An 18,831-nucleotide genomic window follows, 5' to 3' on the forward strand; every position below is an offset into this window, starting at 1 on the left:
CCGGCAGATCAGAACTTGGTGGGATCGATGGCGACCACCGAGCGGTTGCCCGGGTATTCGGTCAGGGTCCACAGCTGGTTCTGCGGGCCGCGATAGGACAGGTCCTCGTTGCCGATCGGGAACACGCCCGCGTGTTTGGTGGGTCCGCTGCTCGCGGTGAAGGTGTAGAGCGAGCCGCGGGTGGACGAGCCCGCGCTGGCCGAGACGAAGAACTTGCCGTTGATCGCGGTGGCGCCCTGCATGCTGGCGATGTTCACCTGGTAGGCCTCGGTGGCGTGGGTGTAGCCGTCGGCGGACGCGAGGAACTTCCGGTCGGTGTAGTCGATCGGGAAGCGCACCACCCGGGTGCCGGTGCCGTCGGCGTTGTACTCGGGCACGATCACGCTGTCCGGGCTGCTGGTGCGGTCGAGCGAGGCCGCCGAGAACCGGAGCTGGGTGACGCCGTTGGTGGTGGAGTCGGTGAAGGTGAGCGCCTGCGGCAGCACGTAGGCGTAGTCGAAGGCCTGGTAGCTGCCGTCGGACTGGCGGCCGATCGCGGTGCTGTCCCCGGTTTTGACCGCCCAGATGTGCCGCAGGTCGAAGGCGCGGAATCCGCCGGAGGTGTCGGCGACGTAGAGGAAGTAGCCGTAGGTGAAGATGCCGCCCGCGTGCACGGTGACGGGCCGGAAGTCGGGCTGTCCCGCCGAGTCGGTGTAGGGCTCGACGAGCAGCACGTGGCGGTAGTGCGGGGTACTCGTGTTCGAGTAGTCTACAAAGGACACACGGACGCCCTTGTTCGTGCCGCTGCCCGCGTAGTACCAGGAAGCGAACAGCGCGGTGCGGCCGTCGTACTGCCCGCTCCCGTAGGCGTCGGCGGTGGTGCTGATGCCCTGCGGATACCAGTCGGTGGTGCCGTCGTCGCCGGAGTTCCAGCAGAACGCGGCGACCTGGCCGGTCGCGGCGGGGTCGCAGGCCGTGCCTGTGCGGTTCGCGCTGTCGAGCACGGCGGACACGCCAGTGACCGTGAGCAGGCCGTCGAGTTGGCTGATGACGGGGTTGTAGGCGCTTTCCGCGAGCCGGAAATCGGCGGCGTCGAGCGTGCTCGGCGCCGCCTGTGCGGGCGGCGCGAACAGGGTGAAGGCGGCCAGAACGGCGAACAGGACGGCAAGCGATCTTCGGCTGCGCATGCCCGCCACGTTAAGCGAGCCGCTCCTCGTTGGGAAGCATTTCGTAAAGGACTTCCCGGTCCGGCCGCCGCCAGACCGGGTCCGAGCTGTGCCATCCCTCCGCGGACAGCTGCCGTTTCAGGATTTTGAACGTGGACGTCTTCGGTAGTTCGTTGACGATTCGCACATAGCGGGGTAGCTGTTTCGGGCCGAGATCGGGCTGGGCGCCGAGAAAGGCGGCGAATCCGGCGGGGTCAGGGGGGTTCGCCGGATCCCGGGGGACGAGTGCGGCCATCACCTGGTCGCCGGTGACCGGATCCGCCACCGCGTACACCGCGGCCTCCGCGACGCCGGGATGGCGCAGCAGGATGCGTTCGATCGGGGCGGTGCCCAGGTTCTCGCCGTCGACGCGGAGCCAGTCGCCGAGGCGGCCCGCGAAGTAGGCGTACCCGTCCGCGTCGGCGTAGGCGAGGTCACCGGTGTGGTACATGCCGTCGCGCATCCGTTCGGCCTCGGCTTCGGGGTTCTTGTAGTACCCGGCGAACCATCCCGGCCCGGTGGTGTTGACCAGTTCGCCGACCGCCTCACCCGCGTTGAGGAGCCGGCCGTCGGCGTCGAATTCGGCGGGCGGGCAGGGGCGGCCGGTCTCGGGGTGCAGGATCGCGACGCCGTTGCCGAGCCTGCCCAGCGAGCCGGGGGGCGAGCCGGACGCGCGGGTCAGGCCGATCCCGCCTTCGGTGGAGCCGAACGCGTCCATCACGAAGCAGCCGAACCGGCGCCCGAAGGCGGCGAGGTCCGCCTCGGCGCCTTCGTTGCCGTAGACGATGCGCAGCGGATTGTCGGCGTCGTCGGGGCGTTCGGGGGTGGCGAGGACGTACGACAGCGGTTTGCCGACGTAGTTGGCGTAGGTGACGCCGAACCGGCGCACGTCCGGCAGGAAGCCCGAGGCGGAGAACCGCCGCCGCAGGGCCAGTGTCGCGCCCGCGGCCAGGCCCACCGCCCAGCCCGCCATGATCGCGTTGGAGTGGAACATCGGCATCGACACGTACACGGTGTCCGTTGTGGACAGCCCGAACCGGTCGGCCAGCATGCGGCCGGGGAAGGCGATCTTGCCGTGCGTGCAGCGCACCGCCTTGGGGTCGCCGCTGGTGCCCGAGGTGAAGATGAGCATCAGCAACTCGTCTGGCGAGGCCGGGACCGGTTCCGGCGACGCGGGCTCGGGCACCTCCAGTGCGGCGACCCGTGCGCCCCCGAGGTCGAGCCCGTCCAGCAGCGGGGCGTACCGGGGCTCGGTCAGTACGAGCTGGCAGTCCGCGAGCCGCACGTCTCGGGCCAGCGCTTCGCCGCGGCGAGTGGTGTTCAGCCCCACCAGCACCGAGCCGGACAGCGCGCAGCCCCCGAGCAGGAACGAGACGGCGGGCAGGTTGTCCGCGAGGATCCCGACGTGCGGCGGCTTGCCCGAGGCCAGCTCCCGGCGCAGCAGTGCGGCGAATCCGGCGCTGAGGCGCACGTGCTCGGCCCAGGTGTGGCGCTCGTCTTCGAAGAGCAGGCCGGGGCGCTCGTCACCGGCCCGCGCGAGCAGGAGCTCGGTGACGGTCGGCGTGCTCATGCGGCCTCCGGTGTTGTGCGGGACACCCGCACCCGGTCGGCCCGCATGAGCGGGGGCTTCGCCAGTGTCGCTCATGCGGCCTCCGGTGTTGTGCGGGACACCCGCACCCGGTCGGCCCGCATGAGCGGGGGCTTCGCCAGTGTCGCTCATGCGGCCTCCGTGGCGAGGAGGGTGCCCAGGGCGCGCAGCTGAGCGGTGGCCCCGCCGAGGGCGAACTCGATCCTCTTGGCCGCCGCGAAATAGCGGTGCAGCGGGTGGTCGACGTCGATGCCGACCCCGCCGTGCAGGTGCACCGCGCTGTGCGCGACCCGGTGCCCGGCTTCGGCGGCCCAGTACTTCGCCGTGGCGACCTCCTCGGCGGCGGGCAGGCCCTCCGACAGCCGCCAGGCCGCCTGCCACAGGGTCAGCCGCACCGCTTCGACGTCGATGTAGGCGTCGGCGAGCCGTTGCCGTACCGCCTGGAACCCGGCCAGCGGCTGGTCGAACTGGCGGCGCTCCCGGGCGTAGGCGGCGGTGCGCCGCAGCGCGCTTTCCAGCACGCCGAGTTGCATCGCGCAGAGCCCCGTGGTGCCGCGCAGCCGGAGCCACTCGTCCAGCCCGCTTCCGGGTTCGCCGAGCGGCTCACCCGGCGCGTCGGCGAGGGTGACCAGTGCCGCGTCGGCGTGGTCGATGGTGCGCTGGGCCTGCACGTCGACGCCGGTTTCGCCGCCCTCGGTGAGGAAGACGGCGGCGCCTTCGGCGGTGTCGGCGATGATCAGGAACGCGTCGGCGAACGCCCCGGAAAGCACCGCCGTCTGGACCCCGGTGATCCGCCAGCCCTCCGCGCTTCGCTCGGCTGTGAAGCCGGGTGGCATCCCGGGCTCGGGCAGGGCCACCGCCAGCACCTTCCGGCCACGCACGACCGGCACCACCCACCGTTCGATCTGCTGCGGCGTGCCGAACTCGGCGATCGCCGAGGCCGCCATGGTCACCGTGGCCAGATACGGCACCGGGGCCACCGCGGCCCCGATCTCGATCAGCACCGAACACTGCCCGAGCAGCCCGGCCCCGCCGCCGCCCACCGCGGCGGGCAGGCCGGCGTCGACGAGGCCAGCCTTCACCAGTGCGGCCCACACCTCGGGCGAGAAACCGCCGTCGCCGTGCGGCCCCAGCACCTCCGGGGTGACGAGGTCGCTCAGCACGCGCCGCGCCAGCCCGCTCAGTTCCTGTTGCTCCTCCGAGCTCGAAAAGTCCACGGTGCCTCCTCAGCGGGTCACGGGAAGGGAGAGGGCGGTGGCGGCGATGAGATCGCGCTGGACTTCGTTGGTGCCGCCGCCGAAGGTGAGGATCAGCGCGGAGCGGTGCGCGCGCTCGATCCGGCCGCGCAGCACGGCGCCCGGGGAGCCTTCACGGACGACCGCCGCCGCGCCGACGACCTCCATGAGCAGCCGGTAGGCCTCGACCGCGAGTTCGGTGCCGAACACCTTCGTCGCCGAGGCCTCCGCGGGCCCGACGCCGGCGGAGGTGGCGATGCGCCAGTTGCGCAGCTTGAGGTACTCGCCGTGGGCGTGCACACGGGCCAGGTGCAGGCGCACCCATTCGGCGTCGATCACGCGGCTGCCGTCGGGCTGTTTGGTCTCCTGGGCCCAGCGCCGCACCTCGCGCAGCGCGGCCAGCACGGGGGCCGACGAGGTCAGCGCGACCCGCTCGTGGTTGAGCTGGTTGGTGATCAGCGGCCAGCCCGCGTTCTCCTCCGCCACCCGGGCGCTGACGGGGACACGCACGTCCTGGTAGTAGGTGGCGCTGGTGCCGGGACCCGCCACCGTGTGCACCTTGGTCCAGGAGAAACCCGGGGCCGAGGTGGGCACGATGAGCATGCTCAGGCCCTTGTGCTTGCGGGCTTCGGGGTCGGTGCGCACGGCCAGCCAGACGTAGTCGGCGTACTCGATCAGGCTCGTCCACATCTTCTGCCCGTTGACGACGTATTCGTCGCCGTCGCGCACGGCGCGGGTGCGCAGGGAGGCCAGGTCCGTGCCTGCCTCGGGCTCGGAGTAGCCGATCGAGAAGTGCAGTTCGCCAGCGGCGATGCGCGGCAGGTAGAACGCCTTCTGTTCCGGGGTGCCGAACCGCATGATGGTCGGGCCGATGGTGTTGACCGTCAAAAACGGGACGGGCACCCCGGCGACGGCCGCCTCGTCGGTGAAGATGAGCTGGTCGATCATCGGCCGGTCCTGCCCGCCGTACTCGGTGGGCCAGCCGAGCGCGAGCCAGCCGTCGCGACCGAGTTCGCGCACAATTTCCTTGTACGCCAAGCCATCCCCGTACTCGCCGCCCGGCCCGGCGAGGGACTCGCGGCGTTCGGGGGTCATCAGCCGGGCGAAGTACGAGCGCAGTTCGCCGCGCAGGCGCTCCTGCTCGGGGGTGTAGTCGATCCGCATGCCGTCACCTCTCCGCAGGTCCGCTCGTTCTGGTAGCGAACCGGCCGCGACGCTAGTCTAGAACAGGTTCTAGTTCTACCAGGTGTGCCGGACGGGAGGAAGTCATGCGGGTCGGTGTGGACCGGGAACTGTGCGAGGCGAACGAGGTGTGCGTGGGGTTCGCGCCCGCCGTGTTCGAGCTCGACGATGACGAGAACCTCGTCATCAAGCAGGAGGAGGTGTCGGAAGAAGAAGTAGAACGTGTTACGCAAGCTGTCGCGTCCTGTCCTAGGAATGCGCTGTTCAAGCGCGAATGACTGAGGCTTGCCGAACGCAAGAACAGATTCTAGTCTGTGCCGTGGGAGGCGAGCCGGAGCCGGTTCGCCGCGCTTGCGAGGAGGCAGCCCGTGACAGCCGCCGTGCCGAACGCGATCGGCGACGACAAGCCACGTCAAGCCCGGGAGCGGGCGCCGGGCGTCCGCACCGCCGGTCCGGTGGTGAGGCCGCGATGACCGCACCTGCGGCGGGACGGGTCGCGATCGTCACCGGGGCGGGCGCCGGGCTCGGCCGTGCCGAAGCGCTGGCACTGGCCGGTGACGGCGTGTCCGTGGTGCTCAACGACGTGTCCGAGCAGGCCGCCACGGTGGTCGACGAGATCGAAGCCGCCGGGGGCAAGGCACTGCTGGTCACCGGCGACGTGTCCGAACGCGCGACCGCGGACGCGCTGATGGCGGCGGCGCTGGAGCACTTCGGCGGGTTGCACATCGTGGTCAACAACGCCGGTGTGCTGCGGGACCGGATGCTGTTCTCGATGTCCGACGAGGACTGGGACACCGTCATCCGGGTGCACCTGCGCGGGCATTTCCTGCTGTCCCGCAACGCGACCGCGCACTGGCGCCGGCAGTCCAAAGTAGAGGGCGGTCCGGTGTACGGCCGGGTGGTCAACACCGCGTCGGAGGCGTTCCTGTTCGGTTCGGCGGGCCAGCCCAACTATGCCGCGGCCAAGGCCGGGATCGCCGCCCTCACCGTGGCGACCGCGCGGGGATGCGCCCGCTACGGCGTGCGCGCCAACGCGATCTGCCCCCGCGCGCGAACCGCGATGACCAAGGAGGTGTTCGGCGAAGCGCCCGAAGGCGCCGTCGACCCGCTCTCGGTCGACCACGTCGCCCCGTTCGTCGCCTACCTGGCCTCGCCCGAGGCCGACGCGGTCAACGGTCAGGTGTTCGTGGTGCACGGCGGACGGATCGCGTTGGTGCGCCCGCCTTCGGTCGAACGGATCTGGAGCCTGGCCGAGCTCCCTGAAGTCACCGGCTTCTTCGCCCAGCGCGAGTCCGGGCAGATGTTCGCCAGTCAGGAGTTGCTATGACCCTTACCGTGCAGCCGCATCGTGAATCCGTCGGCCTCAAGACCGGGCAGCTCTACGTCGACGGCCAGTGGGGGCCGGGCAGCGGCGGGGAGCCCTGGACCCACCTGCACCCCGCCACCGGGGAGGCCATCGGCGAGTTCGCGGTGGCCACCGCCGAGGACGTCAACGCCGCCGTCGCCGCCGCCCGCAAGGCCTTCGAAGCGGGCACCTGGTCCAACGCCAGGGCGGGGGTGCGCATCAAACTGCTGCACCGCTACGCCGGGCTGCTGCGCGAGCACGCCGAAGAGCTGCGTGCGCTGCAGGCGCTGGACAACTCGGTGCCGCTGTCGTTCAGCGGCAGCATCTACGCGACCTCGGTGGAAGTCGCGGCCGACGTGTTCGACCACCACGCGGGCTGGGTGGACAAGCTCGGCGGCCAGACCCTGCCGCCGTACCAGGGCGGCGACCACCTCGCGATGACCTTCCGCGAGCCGATCGGGGTGGTGGCCGCGATCCTGCCGTGGAACGCGCCGTTCCTGCTGTTCGCCCAGAAGGTCGCGCCCGCACTGGCCGCGGGCTGCACCGTGGTGCTCAAGCCGTCCGAGTACTGCACCTTCACCGTGCTGCGCATGGTGGAGTTGCTGATCGAGGCCGGGCTGCCCGAGGGCACGCTCAACGTGGTGACCGGCCCCGGCGACCCCGTGGGTGAAACGCTGATCGCGCACCCCGGAGTGGACAAGGTCAGCTTCACCGGCAGCCGCGGGGTCGGCAGGCGGATCATCGAAGCGTCCGCGGGCACCCTCAAGCGCGTCTCGCTCGAACTGGGCGGCAAGAGCCCGGCACTCGTCTTCGCCGACGCCCCCAACATCGGGCTCGCCGCGGCGACCGTGGTCGGCGCGGTCACCATGGGCCTGTCGGGCCAGGCGTGTGTGGCCAACACCCGCGCACTCGTGCACCGCGACGTCTACGACGAGTTCCTCGCCGCGGCGCAGGGCATGGCGGCCGCCATCACCTACGGCGACCCGTTCGACCCCGGCGTGCTCGCCAGCCCGCTGATCAACCCGCGGCAACTGGAGCGCGTGCTCGGCTACATCGAAAAGGGCAAGGAAGAGGGCGCCCGGCTGGTGACCGGCGGTGAACGGCTCGGCGGCGACCTCGCCGCGGGGAACTTCGTCGGCCCGACCATCTTCGCCGACGTGGACAACGACTCGACGCTGGCCCAGGAAGAGATCTTCGGCCCGGTGCTCGCGGTCGTGCCCTTCACCGACGAAGAGGAGGCCGTCCGGCTGGCCAACGACACCGAATACGGGCTCGGAGCGAGCGTTTTCAGCGCGGACGCCCAGCGGGCCTTCCGCGTCTCGCGCAAGCTGCGGGCGGGCACGATCGGGATCAACGGCTTCCAGATCGAACCGCATCTGCCCTTCGGCGGGTTCAAGCAGTCCGGCCTCGGTCGGGAGGGCGGCGAATCCTCGATCGAGGCCTTCACCGAACTCAAGTCCGTGTACCTGCCGCTGACCGACGAGATGATGTGACCATGGGCAGGCTCGACGGGAAGGTCGCGCTGATCACCGGCGCGGCCCGCGGCCAGGGGGCCGCCGCGGCGAGGAAGTTCGTCGCCGAAGGCGCGAAGGTGATGGTCGCCGACATCGTCGACGACGAAGGAAAGCGGCTCGCCGACGAGATCGGTGCGCTCTACCAGCACCTCGACGTCGCGCAGGAGGCCGACTGGGCGGCCGCGGTCGAGCGGGTGCTGGCCGAGTACGGGCAGCTGACGGTGCTGGTGAACAATGCCGGCATCCTGCATTTCTCCGAACTGGGGAAGACCACGCTGGCCGATTACGAGCGCGTGATCAGGGTGAACCAGATCGGCGCGTTTCTCGGGATGCGTTCGGTCGTTGAACCCATGTCCGAAGCGGGCGTCGGTTCGATCATCAATTTGTCCTCTGTGGAGGGACTGGCCGGAATGCCGTACCTCATCGCCTACACCGCGAGCAAGTTCGCCATCCGCGGGATGACGAAGGTGGCGGCGCTGGAGCTCGGCAGCAGGGGCATCCGGGTCAATTCGGTCCATCCGGGCATGATCGAAACGGCCATGGTGTCCACGGCGGCGGGCGGCGCACACGTCGACCTGTCGCCCGCGGGCAAGAAGGTGGCGCTCGGCCGCGTCGGACAGCCGGAGGAAATCGCGAACCTCGTGGTTTTCCTGGCCAGCGACGAAAGTTCGTACTCCACGGGGGCGGAGTTCGTCGCGGACGGCGGTGCCACCGCCACGCACGCGCTGAAGATCTGACGCGTACCGGGGCGGCCATCGGCGTGATCATGTGAACACCGCTAACGGAATGCGGCGGCACATGGTGAGTAAGACTCAAGGCAACGAGGCTAGGGTCTGCGGAGGTGTGATGGGTTCACGCAGTGGCACGTTCGGAGTTCCGGGTACCGCCGCGCTGACTCAGGTCGGTCGCCTGTCCACGCTCGGCTGGGAAGTCCTGCGCGCGATCCCGCGGCGGCCGTTCCAGTTCCGGGAATGGATCCAGCAGTGCTGGTTCTTCGCCAGCGTGACCATCCTGCCGACCGCGCTGGTGGCCATTCCGTTCGGGGCGGTGATCGCGCTGCAGCTCGGCTCGCTCACCGGGCAGATCGGGGCCCAGTCGTTCACCGGTGCGGCGAGCGCGCTGGCGATCGTGCAGCAGGCTTCACCGCTGATCACCGCGCTGCTGGTGGCAGGCGCGGGCGGCAGCGCCGTCTGCGCCGACATCGGTGCCCGCAAGATCCGCGAAGAGATCGACGCGATGGAGGTGCTGGGCGTCAGCCCGGTCCAGCGTCTCATCGTGCCGAGGGTGCTGGCCGCGATGGTGGTGTCGGTCCTGCTCAACGGCCTGGTCAGCGTGGTCGGTGTGCTGGGCGGCTATTTCTTCAACGTGGTCATGCAGGGCGGCACGCCCGGTGCGTACCTGGCCAGTTTCAACGCGCTGGCACAGCTGCCGGACCTCTACATCAGTGAGATCAAGGCGCTGCTGTACGGATTCGTCGCCGGGGTGGTCGCGGCCTACCGCGGTCTCAATCCGGCGGGCGGGCCGAAGGGGGTGGGCGACGCGGTGAACCAGGCCGTGGTCATCACCTTCCTGCTGCTGTTCCTGATCAACGTCGTGCTCACGGCCATCTACCTGCGGGTCGTCCCGCCGAAGGCGCTCTGATGACGGCCCGGACGGTGGAAACGGCGAACCGCGCCGATCGGACGCTGGAAATCATCGCCCGGCCCGGCGCGATGTTCGAGGGGCTCGGCTTCCAGCTGTCCTTCTACGTGCGGGCGCTGGCCTGGTCCCCGCGCACGGTCCGGCGCTACCTCAAGGAAACCCTGCGCCTGCTCACCGAGGTCTGCTTCGGCACCGGGGGACTGGCGGTCATCGGCGGCACGCTGGGCGTGATGATCGGCATGACGATGTTCACCGGCCTGATCGTCGGCATGCAGGGGTACGCCGCGCTCAACCAGCTCGGCACCGCCGCGCTGACCGGGTTCATCTCGGCCTACTTCAACACGCGCGAGGTCGCCCCGCTGGCCGCCGGGCTGGCGCTGTCCGCGACCGTCGGGTGCGGTTTCACCGCCCAACTCGGCGCGATGCGCATTTCCGAGGAGATCGACGCGCTCGAAGTGATGGGCATCCCGAGCATGCCCTACCTGGTGACCACCCGCGTGCTCGCCGGGATCGCCGCGGTGATCCCGCTGTACGCGGTGGGCCTGCTCTCGTCCTACCTGGCGTCCCGGCAGATCACCGTCTGGCTCTACGGCCAGTCCGCCGGTACCTACGACCACTACTTCAACCTGTTCCTGCCACCGCAGGACGTGCTCTGGTCGTTCCTCAAGGTGATCATCTTCAGCGCGCTGGTCATCCTGTCCCACTGCTACTACGGCTACACCGCCCGCGGCGGCCCCGCCGGGGTGGGCGTGGCCGTCGGGCGCGCGGTGCGCACCTCGATCGTGCTGATCTCGGTGCTGGACTTCTTCCTCAGCCTGGCGGTGTGGGGTGCCACCACGACGGTGAGGATCTCGGGATGACACGGGCGATCCTGCTGCGGCGGTTGTGGCACCAGGCACTGGGACTGGTGTTCCTGGTGGTCTGCGCGCTGTTCCTGGTCACCACGGTGGCGATCTACCAGAAGAAGTTCACCCCGGTTTCCCTGGTGCGGCTGGAGACCGACCACGTCGGCAACCAGCTGGGCGCGGGATCGGACGTGAAGATCCGCGGCGTGGTGGTCGGGGAGGTCCGTTCGGTGGCCGCCCTCGGCGATCACGCCGCGCTGGAACTGGCGCTCGAACCGGACAAGCTCGACCAGATCCCGGCCAACGTCACCGCACGCCTGCTGCCCAAGACCCTCTTCGGCGAGCGTTACGTGGCGCTGCAGATCCCGGCCACCCCCGCCGCCGGGCACATTGAAGCCGGTGCGGTGATCCCCCAGGACCGCAGCAGTTCCGCGATGGCACTGGAAACCGTGCTCAACGACGTGATGCCGTTGCTCCAGGCGGTGCAGCCGGAGAAGCTGTCGGCCACGCTGAGCGCGGTGTCCACGGCGCTGCAGGGGCGGGGCGAGCAGTTCGGCCGGACCCTGGCGCAACTGTCGGACTACCTGGGCGGGCTGAACCCTTCGCTGCCGGACATCAAGGCGGACATCGCCGGTTTCGCCAAGGTCGCCGAGGTCTACGACAAGGCCGCGCCGGATCTGTTGCAGGCGCTTTCGGACCTCACCACCACGTCGAAGACGCTGGTGGACAAGCGGAACCAGCTCGCGCAGCTGTACGGCTCGGTGACCACCGTGTCCGGTGATCTGGCCGGTTTCCTCAAGGTCAACGAGAACAACATCATCCGGCTGACCACCACCGCGCAGTCTACTTTGGACGTACTCGCCAAGTACGCGCCCGAGTACCCGTGCCTTTTGAAGCAGTTCGCGGATTCGGTGCCGCGCGCCTACGAGGCCTTCGGGCACGGCACCGACGAAATGAACCACGTGACGATCCGCTTCATCGCCGACCGCACCAAGTACGTGCCGGGCGTCGACGATCCGAAGTACCTCGACAAGCGCGGGCCGCGGTGTTACCCGCAGGTGCCGCCGCCGGGCCGGTGGCCGCAGTACCCGCCGGACGGGCCGCTGCAGGACGGCTCCAGTCATCCGCCGGTGCCGCCCGGTGAGAATCCGCCCCTGCCGGGCAACGGGATCATCCCGGCGGGCTCGTCCACCACCGGTTCGCTGGCGGGTACCCCGCAGGAGCAGCAGTTGATCGACGTGCTGGTCTCGCCGACCCTGAACACCACACCGGACCAGGTGCCCGGCTGGTCGGGCCTGCTGGTCGGGCCGCTCTACCGCGGCGCGGAGGTGGAACTGCAGTGAGGAGCTTCACCGCGCCCCTGATCAAGATCCTGGTCTTCGCCGTGGTCACCGTGGTGCTGACCGGGATACTCGGGGCCACCATCGCCAACACGAACTTCGGCGTCACCAGCGGCTACGTCGCGCGCTTCACCGATGCCTCCGGGCTGCACGAGGGCGACGACGTGCGCATCGTCGGCGTGAAGGTCGGCCAGGTCGCCCGGATCAGCGTCGCCGAGGACGGCGATCGCCGCTTCGCCGACGTGCACTTCACGGTGTCCTCCACCTACCACCTGCCCGCCTCGGCCACCGCGACCGTGAAGTACCGCAATCTGGTGGGGCAGCGCTACCTCTCGATCGGCACGAACGTCGCGGACGGCACGCAACTGCCCGAGGGAGGCATGATCCCGCCCGAACGCACCCAGCCGGCGCTGAATCTCACTGTGCTGTTCAACGGGATGAAGCCGCTGTTCCAGGCACTGGACCCGCAGCAGGTGAACCAGCTGTCGTACGAGATCGTCCAGGTTTTCCAGGGCGAGGGCGGGACGATCCAGAGCCTGCTCACCCACACCGCGTCCATCACCTCCGCCATCGCGGACAAGGACAAGGTGATCGGCCAGGTCATCGACAACCTCAACGGCGTGCTGTCCACGGTGAACCAGCGCGGTCCCGAACTGTCGAACCTGATCGACCAGACGCAGCAGCTGGTGACCGGGCTGGCGCAGCAGCGCGGCCCGATCGGGGAGGCGGTGTCCGCGCTGTCGAACCTCACCGACGTCACCGCGGGCCTGCTCAAGGACGCGCGGCCCGCGGTCAAGGACGACATCGCCAGCCTCGGCAAGCTGTCGTCGAACCTGTCGGATTCGGGGCAGCTGCTGGACGAGCTGCTGCGGAAACTCCCGGGAAACCTGGACAAGTACACCCGCGTGATGAGCTACGGCAGCTGGTACAACTATTTCCTCTGCAATCTGACGGGCACCATCGGGATCTCCTCCCTGAACGTCACCCTCCCGATCCTGCCGCTGCCGGCCACCGAACTGCCGGAGAGGTGCAAGACGTCGTGAAACCGCTGCGCGAACGCAACCAGGCCGCCGTCGGCGGGGTCACCCTCGTCCTCATCGTGCTGGTCACCGTGGTGTCCTACTTCTCCGACCAGCTGCCGCTGCTCGGCACCGGGACCACCTACCAGGCCTACTTCACCGAGTCGGCCGGACTGGCCCCGGACAACGAGGTGCAGGTCGCCGGGGTGAAGGTCGGGCAGGTCAGCTCGGTCCGGCTGGCCGGGAAGAAGGTGCTGGTGAAGTTCAAGGTCTCCGGCACCAGGATCGGCTCCGCGACCACCGCCTCCATCGAGATCAAGACGCTGCTCGGCGAGAAGTACCTCGCACTGCAGCCGAAGGGGGACGGCGCGCAGAACCCGGACGACCCGATCCCCCTCGAGCGCACCTCCACCCCGTTCCAGCTGCAGGACGCCTTCCAGCAACTGTCCACAACGGTCGGTGACATCGACACCGCGCAGCTGTCCCGGGCCTTCGACGCCGTGTCCGGCGCGCTCAAGGACACGCCCCAGGCCCTCAAGGACACCCTCAGCGGGCTTTCCGCCCTGTCCAAAACGGTGTCCTCCCGGGACCAGGAACTGGCGAACCTGCTGTCCAACACCAGCAGGCTGTCCAAGACCCTGGCCGACCGCGACAGCAAGGTGCAGCAGATGATCAGCGACGGCAACCTCCTGCTGAGCGAGCTGCAGAAGCGCCGGGACGCGATCAGCGCACTGCTGACCGGAACCAAGGCGCTGTCGGACCAGTTGCACGGCCTGGTCGCCGACAACCGGCAGCAACTCAGGCCCACGCTGGAAAAGCTCGGCGACGTCACCGGCATCCTCCAGCGCAACCAGGACAACCTGAGCCGCAGCCTCGCCCTGCTGGCGCCGTTCACCCGGCTCGGCGCGAACGCCACCGGCAACGGCCGCTGGTTCGAGGGCTACATCTGCGGCCTGCTGCCCCCCGTGATCAAGGCGGGCGGGCTGTCCATCAACCCGGAGGGCTGCAGCGTGCCGCTGGCGGCGCCGGACCAGGGGGTGAGCAACCGATGAGCCCGCAGACCAGGGCGGGCCGCCGCGCCTACCGCTGGATCGCCACCGCCTGCGTGGCCGCGCTCGCCCTGACCACCGGGTTGTGGCTGATCTTCCGCGACGGCGGAACCACGATTTCCGCGCTGTTCGACCGCACGGTCGGGCTCTACTCCGGATCCTCGGTCCGGGTGCTGGGCGTGCAGGTCGGCCGGATCACCGCGGTGACCCCGCAGGGCGGTTCGGTGCGGGTGGACATGGCGATCGACTCCGGGGTGCAGATCCCCGCGGACGCCGGGGCCGTGGTGGTGGCGCCGAGCCTGGTCAGCGACCGGTACGTGCAGCTGACCCCGGCCTACGACAGCGGTCCGGTGATGGCTTCGGGAACGCTCATCCCGAAGGAGCACACCGCCACCCCGATGGAGCTCGACGACCTGTACGGCAGTATCGACAAGTTGTCGACCAGTCTCGGCCCCGGCGGGGCGAACGCCGACGGCTCGCTGTCGCGCCTGCTCGGCACGGCGGCGAAGAACCTCGACGGCAACGGCAAGAACCTCAACGACACCGTCACCGAACTGGCCGACCTGTCCCGCACCCTGAACAACTCCAAGGGGGATCTGTTCTCCACGGTGCGGAACCTCCAGTCGTTCACCACCGCGCTGGCCGACAGCGACAACCAGCTCAACCAGTTCTACCAGCGGCTCGCCGACGTTTCCGGCTTCCTCGCGGCCGATTCGGGCGACGTCGGCGCGGCACTGTCCTCCCTGGGCGGTTCGCTCGGTGAGGTGCAGCAGTTCGTCGCGGAGAACAAGACCCTCCTCGAATCCAATGTGGACAAGCTGGCGAGCGTGACGAAGGTGCTGGTGGACCAGCGGGCGGCGCTCGCCGAGGTGCTGGACGTGTCGCCCACCGCGATGAGCAACTTCATCAACTCCTACGACTCGGCGACCGGCAGCATCGCCATCCGCTACAACGCCAACGAACTCACCAACCCGCTGATGACCACGCTGTGCCGGCTGGTCAAGTCGGCCACCCCCACCGGACTGCCGGACGTGGTGGGCAACCTCTGCCAGTCCATCGCCTCGGTGGTCGACGGCGTCGCGAAGCTCCCGTCGCTGTCCCAGCTGATGGCCGACATCTCCAGCGGGAAACTCCCGCCACTGCCCCTGATGCCGCTGGTGTCGACCCCGGAGACCGGACAATGAAACGGATCCCGATCCTCGCCGCGGTGCTGCTGCTGGCCACCGGTTGCGGCACCGGCGGTTTCGACGGGCTGTACAACACCCCGCTGCCCGGCGGCGCGGAACTGGGCGACCACCCGTACCGGATCACCGCGCAGTTCGCCGACGTGCTCGACCTCGTCCCGCAGGCGAGCGTGAAGGTCAACGACGTGCCGGTCGGCCGGGTGGACAAGATCGACCTCGCCCCGGACACCCGGTCGGCGATCGTCACCATGACCGTCAACGGGGACGTGCACCTGCCCGCCAACGCCTACGCCGATCTCAGGCAGTCGAGCCTGCTGGGCGAGAAGTTCGTCGAGCTGCGCGAGCCCGGGCAGGGCGCCACCGGCGCGCTCGCCGACGGTGCCGCCATCCCGCTGGAGCGGACGAACCGCAACCCGGAGGTCGAAGAGGTCCTGGGCGCCCTGTCGCTGCTGCTCAACGGCGGTGGCATCAACCAGGTCCGGGACATCACCCGGGAGCTGAACAAGGCGCTCACCGGCAACGAGGCCGAAATCCGGGCGCTGCTGTCCAGGGTGGACCGGCTCGCCACCGAGCTGGATGGGCAGAAGAGCGAGATCATCCGCGCCATCGACGGGCTGAACCGGCTGTCGAGCACCCTGGTGGGCCAGACCGCGAACCTCGCCAACGCGCTGGACAACCTCGCCCCCGGGCTGGCGGTGGTCAACGAACAGCGCGACCAGCTCGTCGGCATGCTCCAGTCACTGGACCGGCTCTCCGGCGTCGCCGTGGACACCATCGGCAAGAGCCGGGACCAGCTGATCGACAACCTGAAGGCGCTCACGCCGACCCTGACCAAGCTCGCCGAGGCCGGGCAGAACCTGCCCACCGCGCTGAAGATCCTGCCCACCTACCCGCTGCCGGACGTCGCGGGGGAGGTCATCAAGGGCGACTACGCCAACGTGCGGGCGCGCGTCGACCTCGACCTCGACTCGATCGTGCAGAGTCTCGTCAACGCCGGGAAGTTCTCCGTACCCGGCACCACGAAGACGACCACCACGAACGGGACCGGCAACACCGGCAACAACTCCGACAGAGCCAGCGGCGGCACCACCGCGAGCCCGCCTCCGCTGCCGTTGCAGAGCACGGGGCAACCGCAGTCGTCCGGCGACCTGCTCGGCGGTCTCCTGGGCGCCATCCTGGGAGGGGGCCACTGATGTTCACCCGCAGACACTGGGCGAAACTGCTCGCGTTCGGGCTCATCGCGGTGCTGTCCGTCGGCTACGCCGGGGGCAAGTACGCCGGACTGGACCGGCTGTTCGGCCCGCGCGGCTACCTGGTGACCGCGCAGCTGCCCGACTCGGGCGGCATCTTCGTCAACTCCGAGGTCACCTACCGGGGCGTGGCGGTGGGCAAGGTCGCCGCGATGCACCTGATCCCGCGGGGGGTGGCGCTCGAGCTGGACATCGACTCCGGGGCCCCGCAAATCCCGGCGGACACCAGCGCCGTGGTCGCCGACCGCTCCGCCGTCGGCGAGCAGTACGTCGACCTGCGGCCCACGCACGAGAACGGGCCGTACCTGCACGACGGTTCGGTGATCGGGCCGGACCGGACGGCCATTCCGCTCTCGCCGGACACCGTGCTGACCAACCTGGACAAGCTGGTGTCCAGTGTGGACCCCAAGGACCTCCGCACGGTGGTGGACGAGACCTACGACGCCTTCGCCGGTACCGGTCCCGATCTGCAGCAGCTGCTCGACACCGCGGGCTCGTTCACCGCCACCGCCACCGAGAACCTGCCGCAGACGGCGAAGCTGCTGGCCGACGGCCGCACCGTGCTCGCCACCCAGCAGCGGCAGGCGCAGAACATCACCGCACTGGCCCAGGGACTGCGCCGGATCACCGAACAGCTCAAGAACTCCGACCCGGACCTGCGGAAGGTGATCGAACAGGCGCCGGGGCTGGCCGACGACGTGGACAACATCCTGTCCGTCTCGGGCACCGATCTCGGCGTGCTGATCGCCAACCTGCTCACCACCATGCAGGTGACCTCGGTGCGCACGGACGCCATCGAGGAGGACCTCGTCGCGTTCCCGGTCATCGGCGCGTTCACCCGGTCGGCGGCCTCCAACGGGGAGGGCCATCTCGGCCTGGTGCTGAACTTCTTCGACCCCCATTCCTGCACGAAGGGGTACGAGACGACGAAGCAGCGCCCGGCCAACGACACCACCGAGGTCCCGGCCAACACCCAGGCCTACTGCGCCGAACCGCCGGGCAGCAAGACCGAGGTGCGCGGCGCGCAGAACGCCCCGTACGCGGGCAAACCCGCCACCCCCGCGCAGTCGCAGGCCACGCAGAGCCCGTCGACCGGCACCCCCCAGCAGGCCGCGCGCAGCGGGCTGCCAGGCTTGCTCGCCATGACGACCGGTGGGATCACGCAGGGCATCGGACAGCTGCTGGGGCTGCCGGGATGAATCGCCGCGACCCCGTGCTGCTCGGGATGACGGTTCTCGCGGTGGTGGCCGTGGTGGCCGCCACGTGGTTCGGCCTGTCGTGGTGGACCGCGGCCCATGACGAGGCCGGCCTGCGCGCGCGGGATCGCGACACGGTGCTGGCCGCGGCGACCGACGCGCTCACCGCACTCAACACCATCGACTACCACGACCCGGGCCCCGCGCTGGACCGCTGGATCCAGGTCACCACCGGTCAGTTCGGCAAGAACCTCTCCGGCGACCGGCAACTCCAGCTCGACCGCGCCGTGACGAGCAGGACGATCGCGACCGCGAGCGTGCGCCAGGCCGCCGTCACCGAACTCGACGAGGCCGGCGGCACCGCCAGGGTGATCGCCGTGGTGGACGTCCAGCTCAGCACCAACGGCTCCGCCGCCGCGCCCAGCCGGAGCCGGTTGAACGCTACGCTGACGCGGACCGAGTCGGGGTGGAAGATCAGCGCCGTGCAGGGGGCGGGATGACCGAGACGACGGACGAGCGGCCCCGTCCGCGACCGAGGCCGCATCCCCGCCCGGCCGTTTCCGGCACCGGCCTGCGGAAACCGCGTCCCGCTCCGGCCTCCGCCGGGACCGAGGCCGCCGCCGAATCCGGGGCCACTGACGTCTCCGACGGGCCGGAGCAGCGTCCTCGCCTGCGGCGGGCGGCGAACCTGCTGCAGCGGCGCCGTGCCACCGTGCTCGCCGCGCTGACCGCGGTGGTCGTGCTCGGCGGCGGGGTGGCGGTGTGGTCGGCACTCGAGGCCGGCGCGCTGACCAGCGGCAACGCCGCACTGGCCGATCAGGCGGCGACGGCGGAGGTCCGCGACCAGGTCGGCGCCGCGGTGAAGGCGATCTTCTCCTACGACTACGGCAATCTCGCCCGCACCGACCGGGCCGCGGCGAGCGTGCTGGTCGACCAGGCCGTCACCCAGTACCAGGCCGGGTATGCCGCCGCGAAGCAGCAGGCCACGGACCAGAAGCTGGTGCGCACCACCACGGTCGGCTCGGCCGGCGTGCGGGACCTGACCGCCGACACCGCGCACCTGCTGCTGTTCCTCGACCAGCAGACGCTGAACACGGTGTCGAACCAGCAGACCTCCGCGAGCGGCTGCCTGGAGATCCTCGCCCGCAAGATCGACGGCACCTGGAAGATCGCCTCCCTGACCGCCTACTGACCCCCGCGAGTCCCACGCTCGGCCGGTCGAGTCCCACCTTCAGACACCTGTGTCCCACGTTCCGCCC

At 69.8% G+C, this 18,831-nt stretch carries 18 protein-coding genes; 14 read left to right on the forward strand and 4 right to left on the reverse strand.

The features are described from left to right. Window positions 1–8: 8 nt before the first annotated feature. From ORV05_RS06580 to ORV05_RS06595, 4 genes are all read right to left on the reverse strand, one after another. Window positions 9–1,166 carry a hypothetical protein gene (locus ORV05_RS06580; RefSeq protein ID WP_268757548.1) on the reverse strand — a complete coding sequence of 386 codons (1,158 nt, stop codon included), beginning with the start codon at window positions 1,164–1,166 and terminating at the stop codon, window positions 9–11. Between the two features lie 10 nt (window positions 1,167–1,176). After that, a complete protein-coding gene (locus tag ORV05_RS06585) occupies window positions 1,177–2,754 on the reverse strand; it encodes a long-chain-fatty-acid--CoA ligase (protein WP_268757549.1) in 1,578 nt (525 codons plus the stop codon). 146 nt (window positions 2,755–2,900) lie between these two features. After that, entirely contained in the window at window positions 2,901–3,989 is a 1,089-nt protein-coding gene (locus tag ORV05_RS06590) for an acyl-CoA dehydrogenase family protein (protein ID WP_268757550.1), read from the reverse strand. A gap of 9 nt (window positions 3,990–3,998) precedes the next feature. Then, window positions 3,999–5,171, reverse strand: coding sequence for an acyl-CoA dehydrogenase family protein (locus ORV05_RS06595; protein ID WP_268757551.1), 1,173 nt, complete (start codon window positions 5,169–5,171; stop codon window positions 3,999–4,001). 104 nt (window positions 5,172–5,275) lie between these two features. Between ORV05_RS06595 and ORV05_RS06600 the strand changes: the two genes are divergently transcribed. From ORV05_RS06600 to ORV05_RS06665, 14 genes are all read left to right on the forward strand, one after another. Continuing rightward, entirely contained in the window at window positions 5,276–5,467 is a 192-nt protein-coding gene (locus ORV05_RS06600) for a ferredoxin (protein ID WP_268757552.1), read from the forward strand. A 191-nt stretch (window positions 5,468–5,658) separates the two neighbouring features. Continuing rightward, the gene (locus ORV05_RS06605; RefSeq protein WP_268757553.1) at window positions 5,659–6,516 is read left to right on the forward strand and encodes a 3-oxoacyl-ACP reductase; all 858 of its coding nucleotides are present in this window, start codon (window positions 5,659–5,661) and stop codon (window positions 6,514–6,516) included. Beyond that, a complete protein-coding gene (locus ORV05_RS06610) occupies window positions 6,513–8,027 on the forward strand; it encodes an aldehyde dehydrogenase family protein (RefSeq protein WP_268757554.1) in 1,515 nt (504 codons plus the stop codon). The genes ORV05_RS06605 and ORV05_RS06610 overlap by 4 nt, the downstream gene beginning before the upstream one ends. 2 nt (window positions 8,028–8,029) lie before the next feature. After that, window positions 8,030–8,785: a glucose 1-dehydrogenase gene (locus ORV05_RS06615; protein WP_268757555.1), complete on the forward strand. Its 756-nt coding sequence runs from the start codon at window positions 8,030–8,032 to the stop codon at window positions 8,783–8,785. Window positions 8,786–8,894: 109 nt separating this feature from the next. Beyond that, window positions 8,895–9,689, forward strand: coding sequence for an MlaE family ABC transporter permease (locus ORV05_RS06620; RefSeq protein ID WP_268757556.1), 795 nt, complete (start codon window positions 8,895–8,897; stop codon window positions 9,687–9,689). Beyond that, on the forward strand, window positions 9,689–10,549 hold the full coding sequence (locus tag ORV05_RS06625) for an MlaE family ABC transporter permease (protein WP_268757557.1): 861 nt from the start codon (window positions 9,689–9,691) through the stop codon (window positions 10,547–10,549). The genes ORV05_RS06620 and ORV05_RS06625 overlap by 1 nt, the downstream gene beginning before the upstream one ends. Beyond that, a complete protein-coding gene (locus tag ORV05_RS06630; protein WP_268757558.1) occupies window positions 10,546–11,877 on the forward strand; it encodes an MCE family protein in 1,332 nt (443 codons plus the stop codon). Before ORV05_RS06625 ends, ORV05_RS06630 begins: the two co-directional genes overlap by 4 nt. After that, window positions 11,874–12,917: an MCE family protein gene (locus ORV05_RS06635; protein WP_268757559.1), complete on the forward strand. Its 1,044-nt coding sequence runs from the start codon at window positions 11,874–11,876 to the stop codon at window positions 12,915–12,917. The genes ORV05_RS06630 and ORV05_RS06635 overlap by 4 nt, the downstream gene beginning before the upstream one ends. Further along, complete coding sequence (locus tag ORV05_RS06640; protein WP_268757560.1) at window positions 12,914–13,945, forward strand: MCE family protein; 1,032 nt, start codon at window positions 12,914–12,916, stop codon at window positions 13,943–13,945. The genes ORV05_RS06635 and ORV05_RS06640 overlap by 4 nt, the downstream gene beginning before the upstream one ends. Then, a complete protein-coding gene (locus tag ORV05_RS06645; RefSeq protein ID WP_268757561.1) occupies window positions 13,942–15,126 on the forward strand; it encodes an MCE family protein in 1,185 nt (394 codons plus the stop codon). The genes ORV05_RS06640 and ORV05_RS06645 overlap by 4 nt, the downstream gene beginning before the upstream one ends. Next, the gene (locus ORV05_RS06650; RefSeq protein WP_268757562.1) at window positions 15,123–16,319 is read left to right on the forward strand and encodes an MCE family protein; all 1,197 of its coding nucleotides are present in this window, start codon (window positions 15,123–15,125) and stop codon (window positions 16,317–16,319) included. Before ORV05_RS06645 ends, ORV05_RS06650 begins: the two co-directional genes overlap by 4 nt. Beyond that, complete coding sequence (locus ORV05_RS06655; protein ID WP_268757563.1) at window positions 16,319–17,575, forward strand: MCE family protein; 1,257 nt, start codon at window positions 16,319–16,321, stop codon at window positions 17,573–17,575. Before ORV05_RS06650 ends, ORV05_RS06655 begins: the two co-directional genes overlap by 1 nt. After that, on the forward strand, window positions 17,572–18,072 hold the full coding sequence (locus tag ORV05_RS06660) for a hypothetical protein (RefSeq protein WP_268757564.1): 501 nt from the start codon (window positions 17,572–17,574) through the stop codon (window positions 18,070–18,072). Before ORV05_RS06655 ends, ORV05_RS06660 begins: the two co-directional genes overlap by 4 nt. Continuing rightward, window positions 18,069–18,764: a hypothetical protein gene (locus tag ORV05_RS06665; protein WP_326938124.1), complete on the forward strand. Its 696-nt coding sequence runs from the start codon at window positions 18,069–18,071 to the stop codon at window positions 18,762–18,764. The genes ORV05_RS06660 and ORV05_RS06665 overlap by 4 nt, the downstream gene beginning before the upstream one ends. Window positions 18,765–18,831: the final 67 nt, after the last annotated feature.

The organism is Amycolatopsis cynarae (genome assembly GCF_026802195.1).
Taxonomy (GTDB): domain Bacteria; phylum Actinomycetota; class Actinomycetes; order Mycobacteriales; family Pseudonocardiaceae; genus Amycolatopsis_E; species Amycolatopsis_E rhizosphaerae.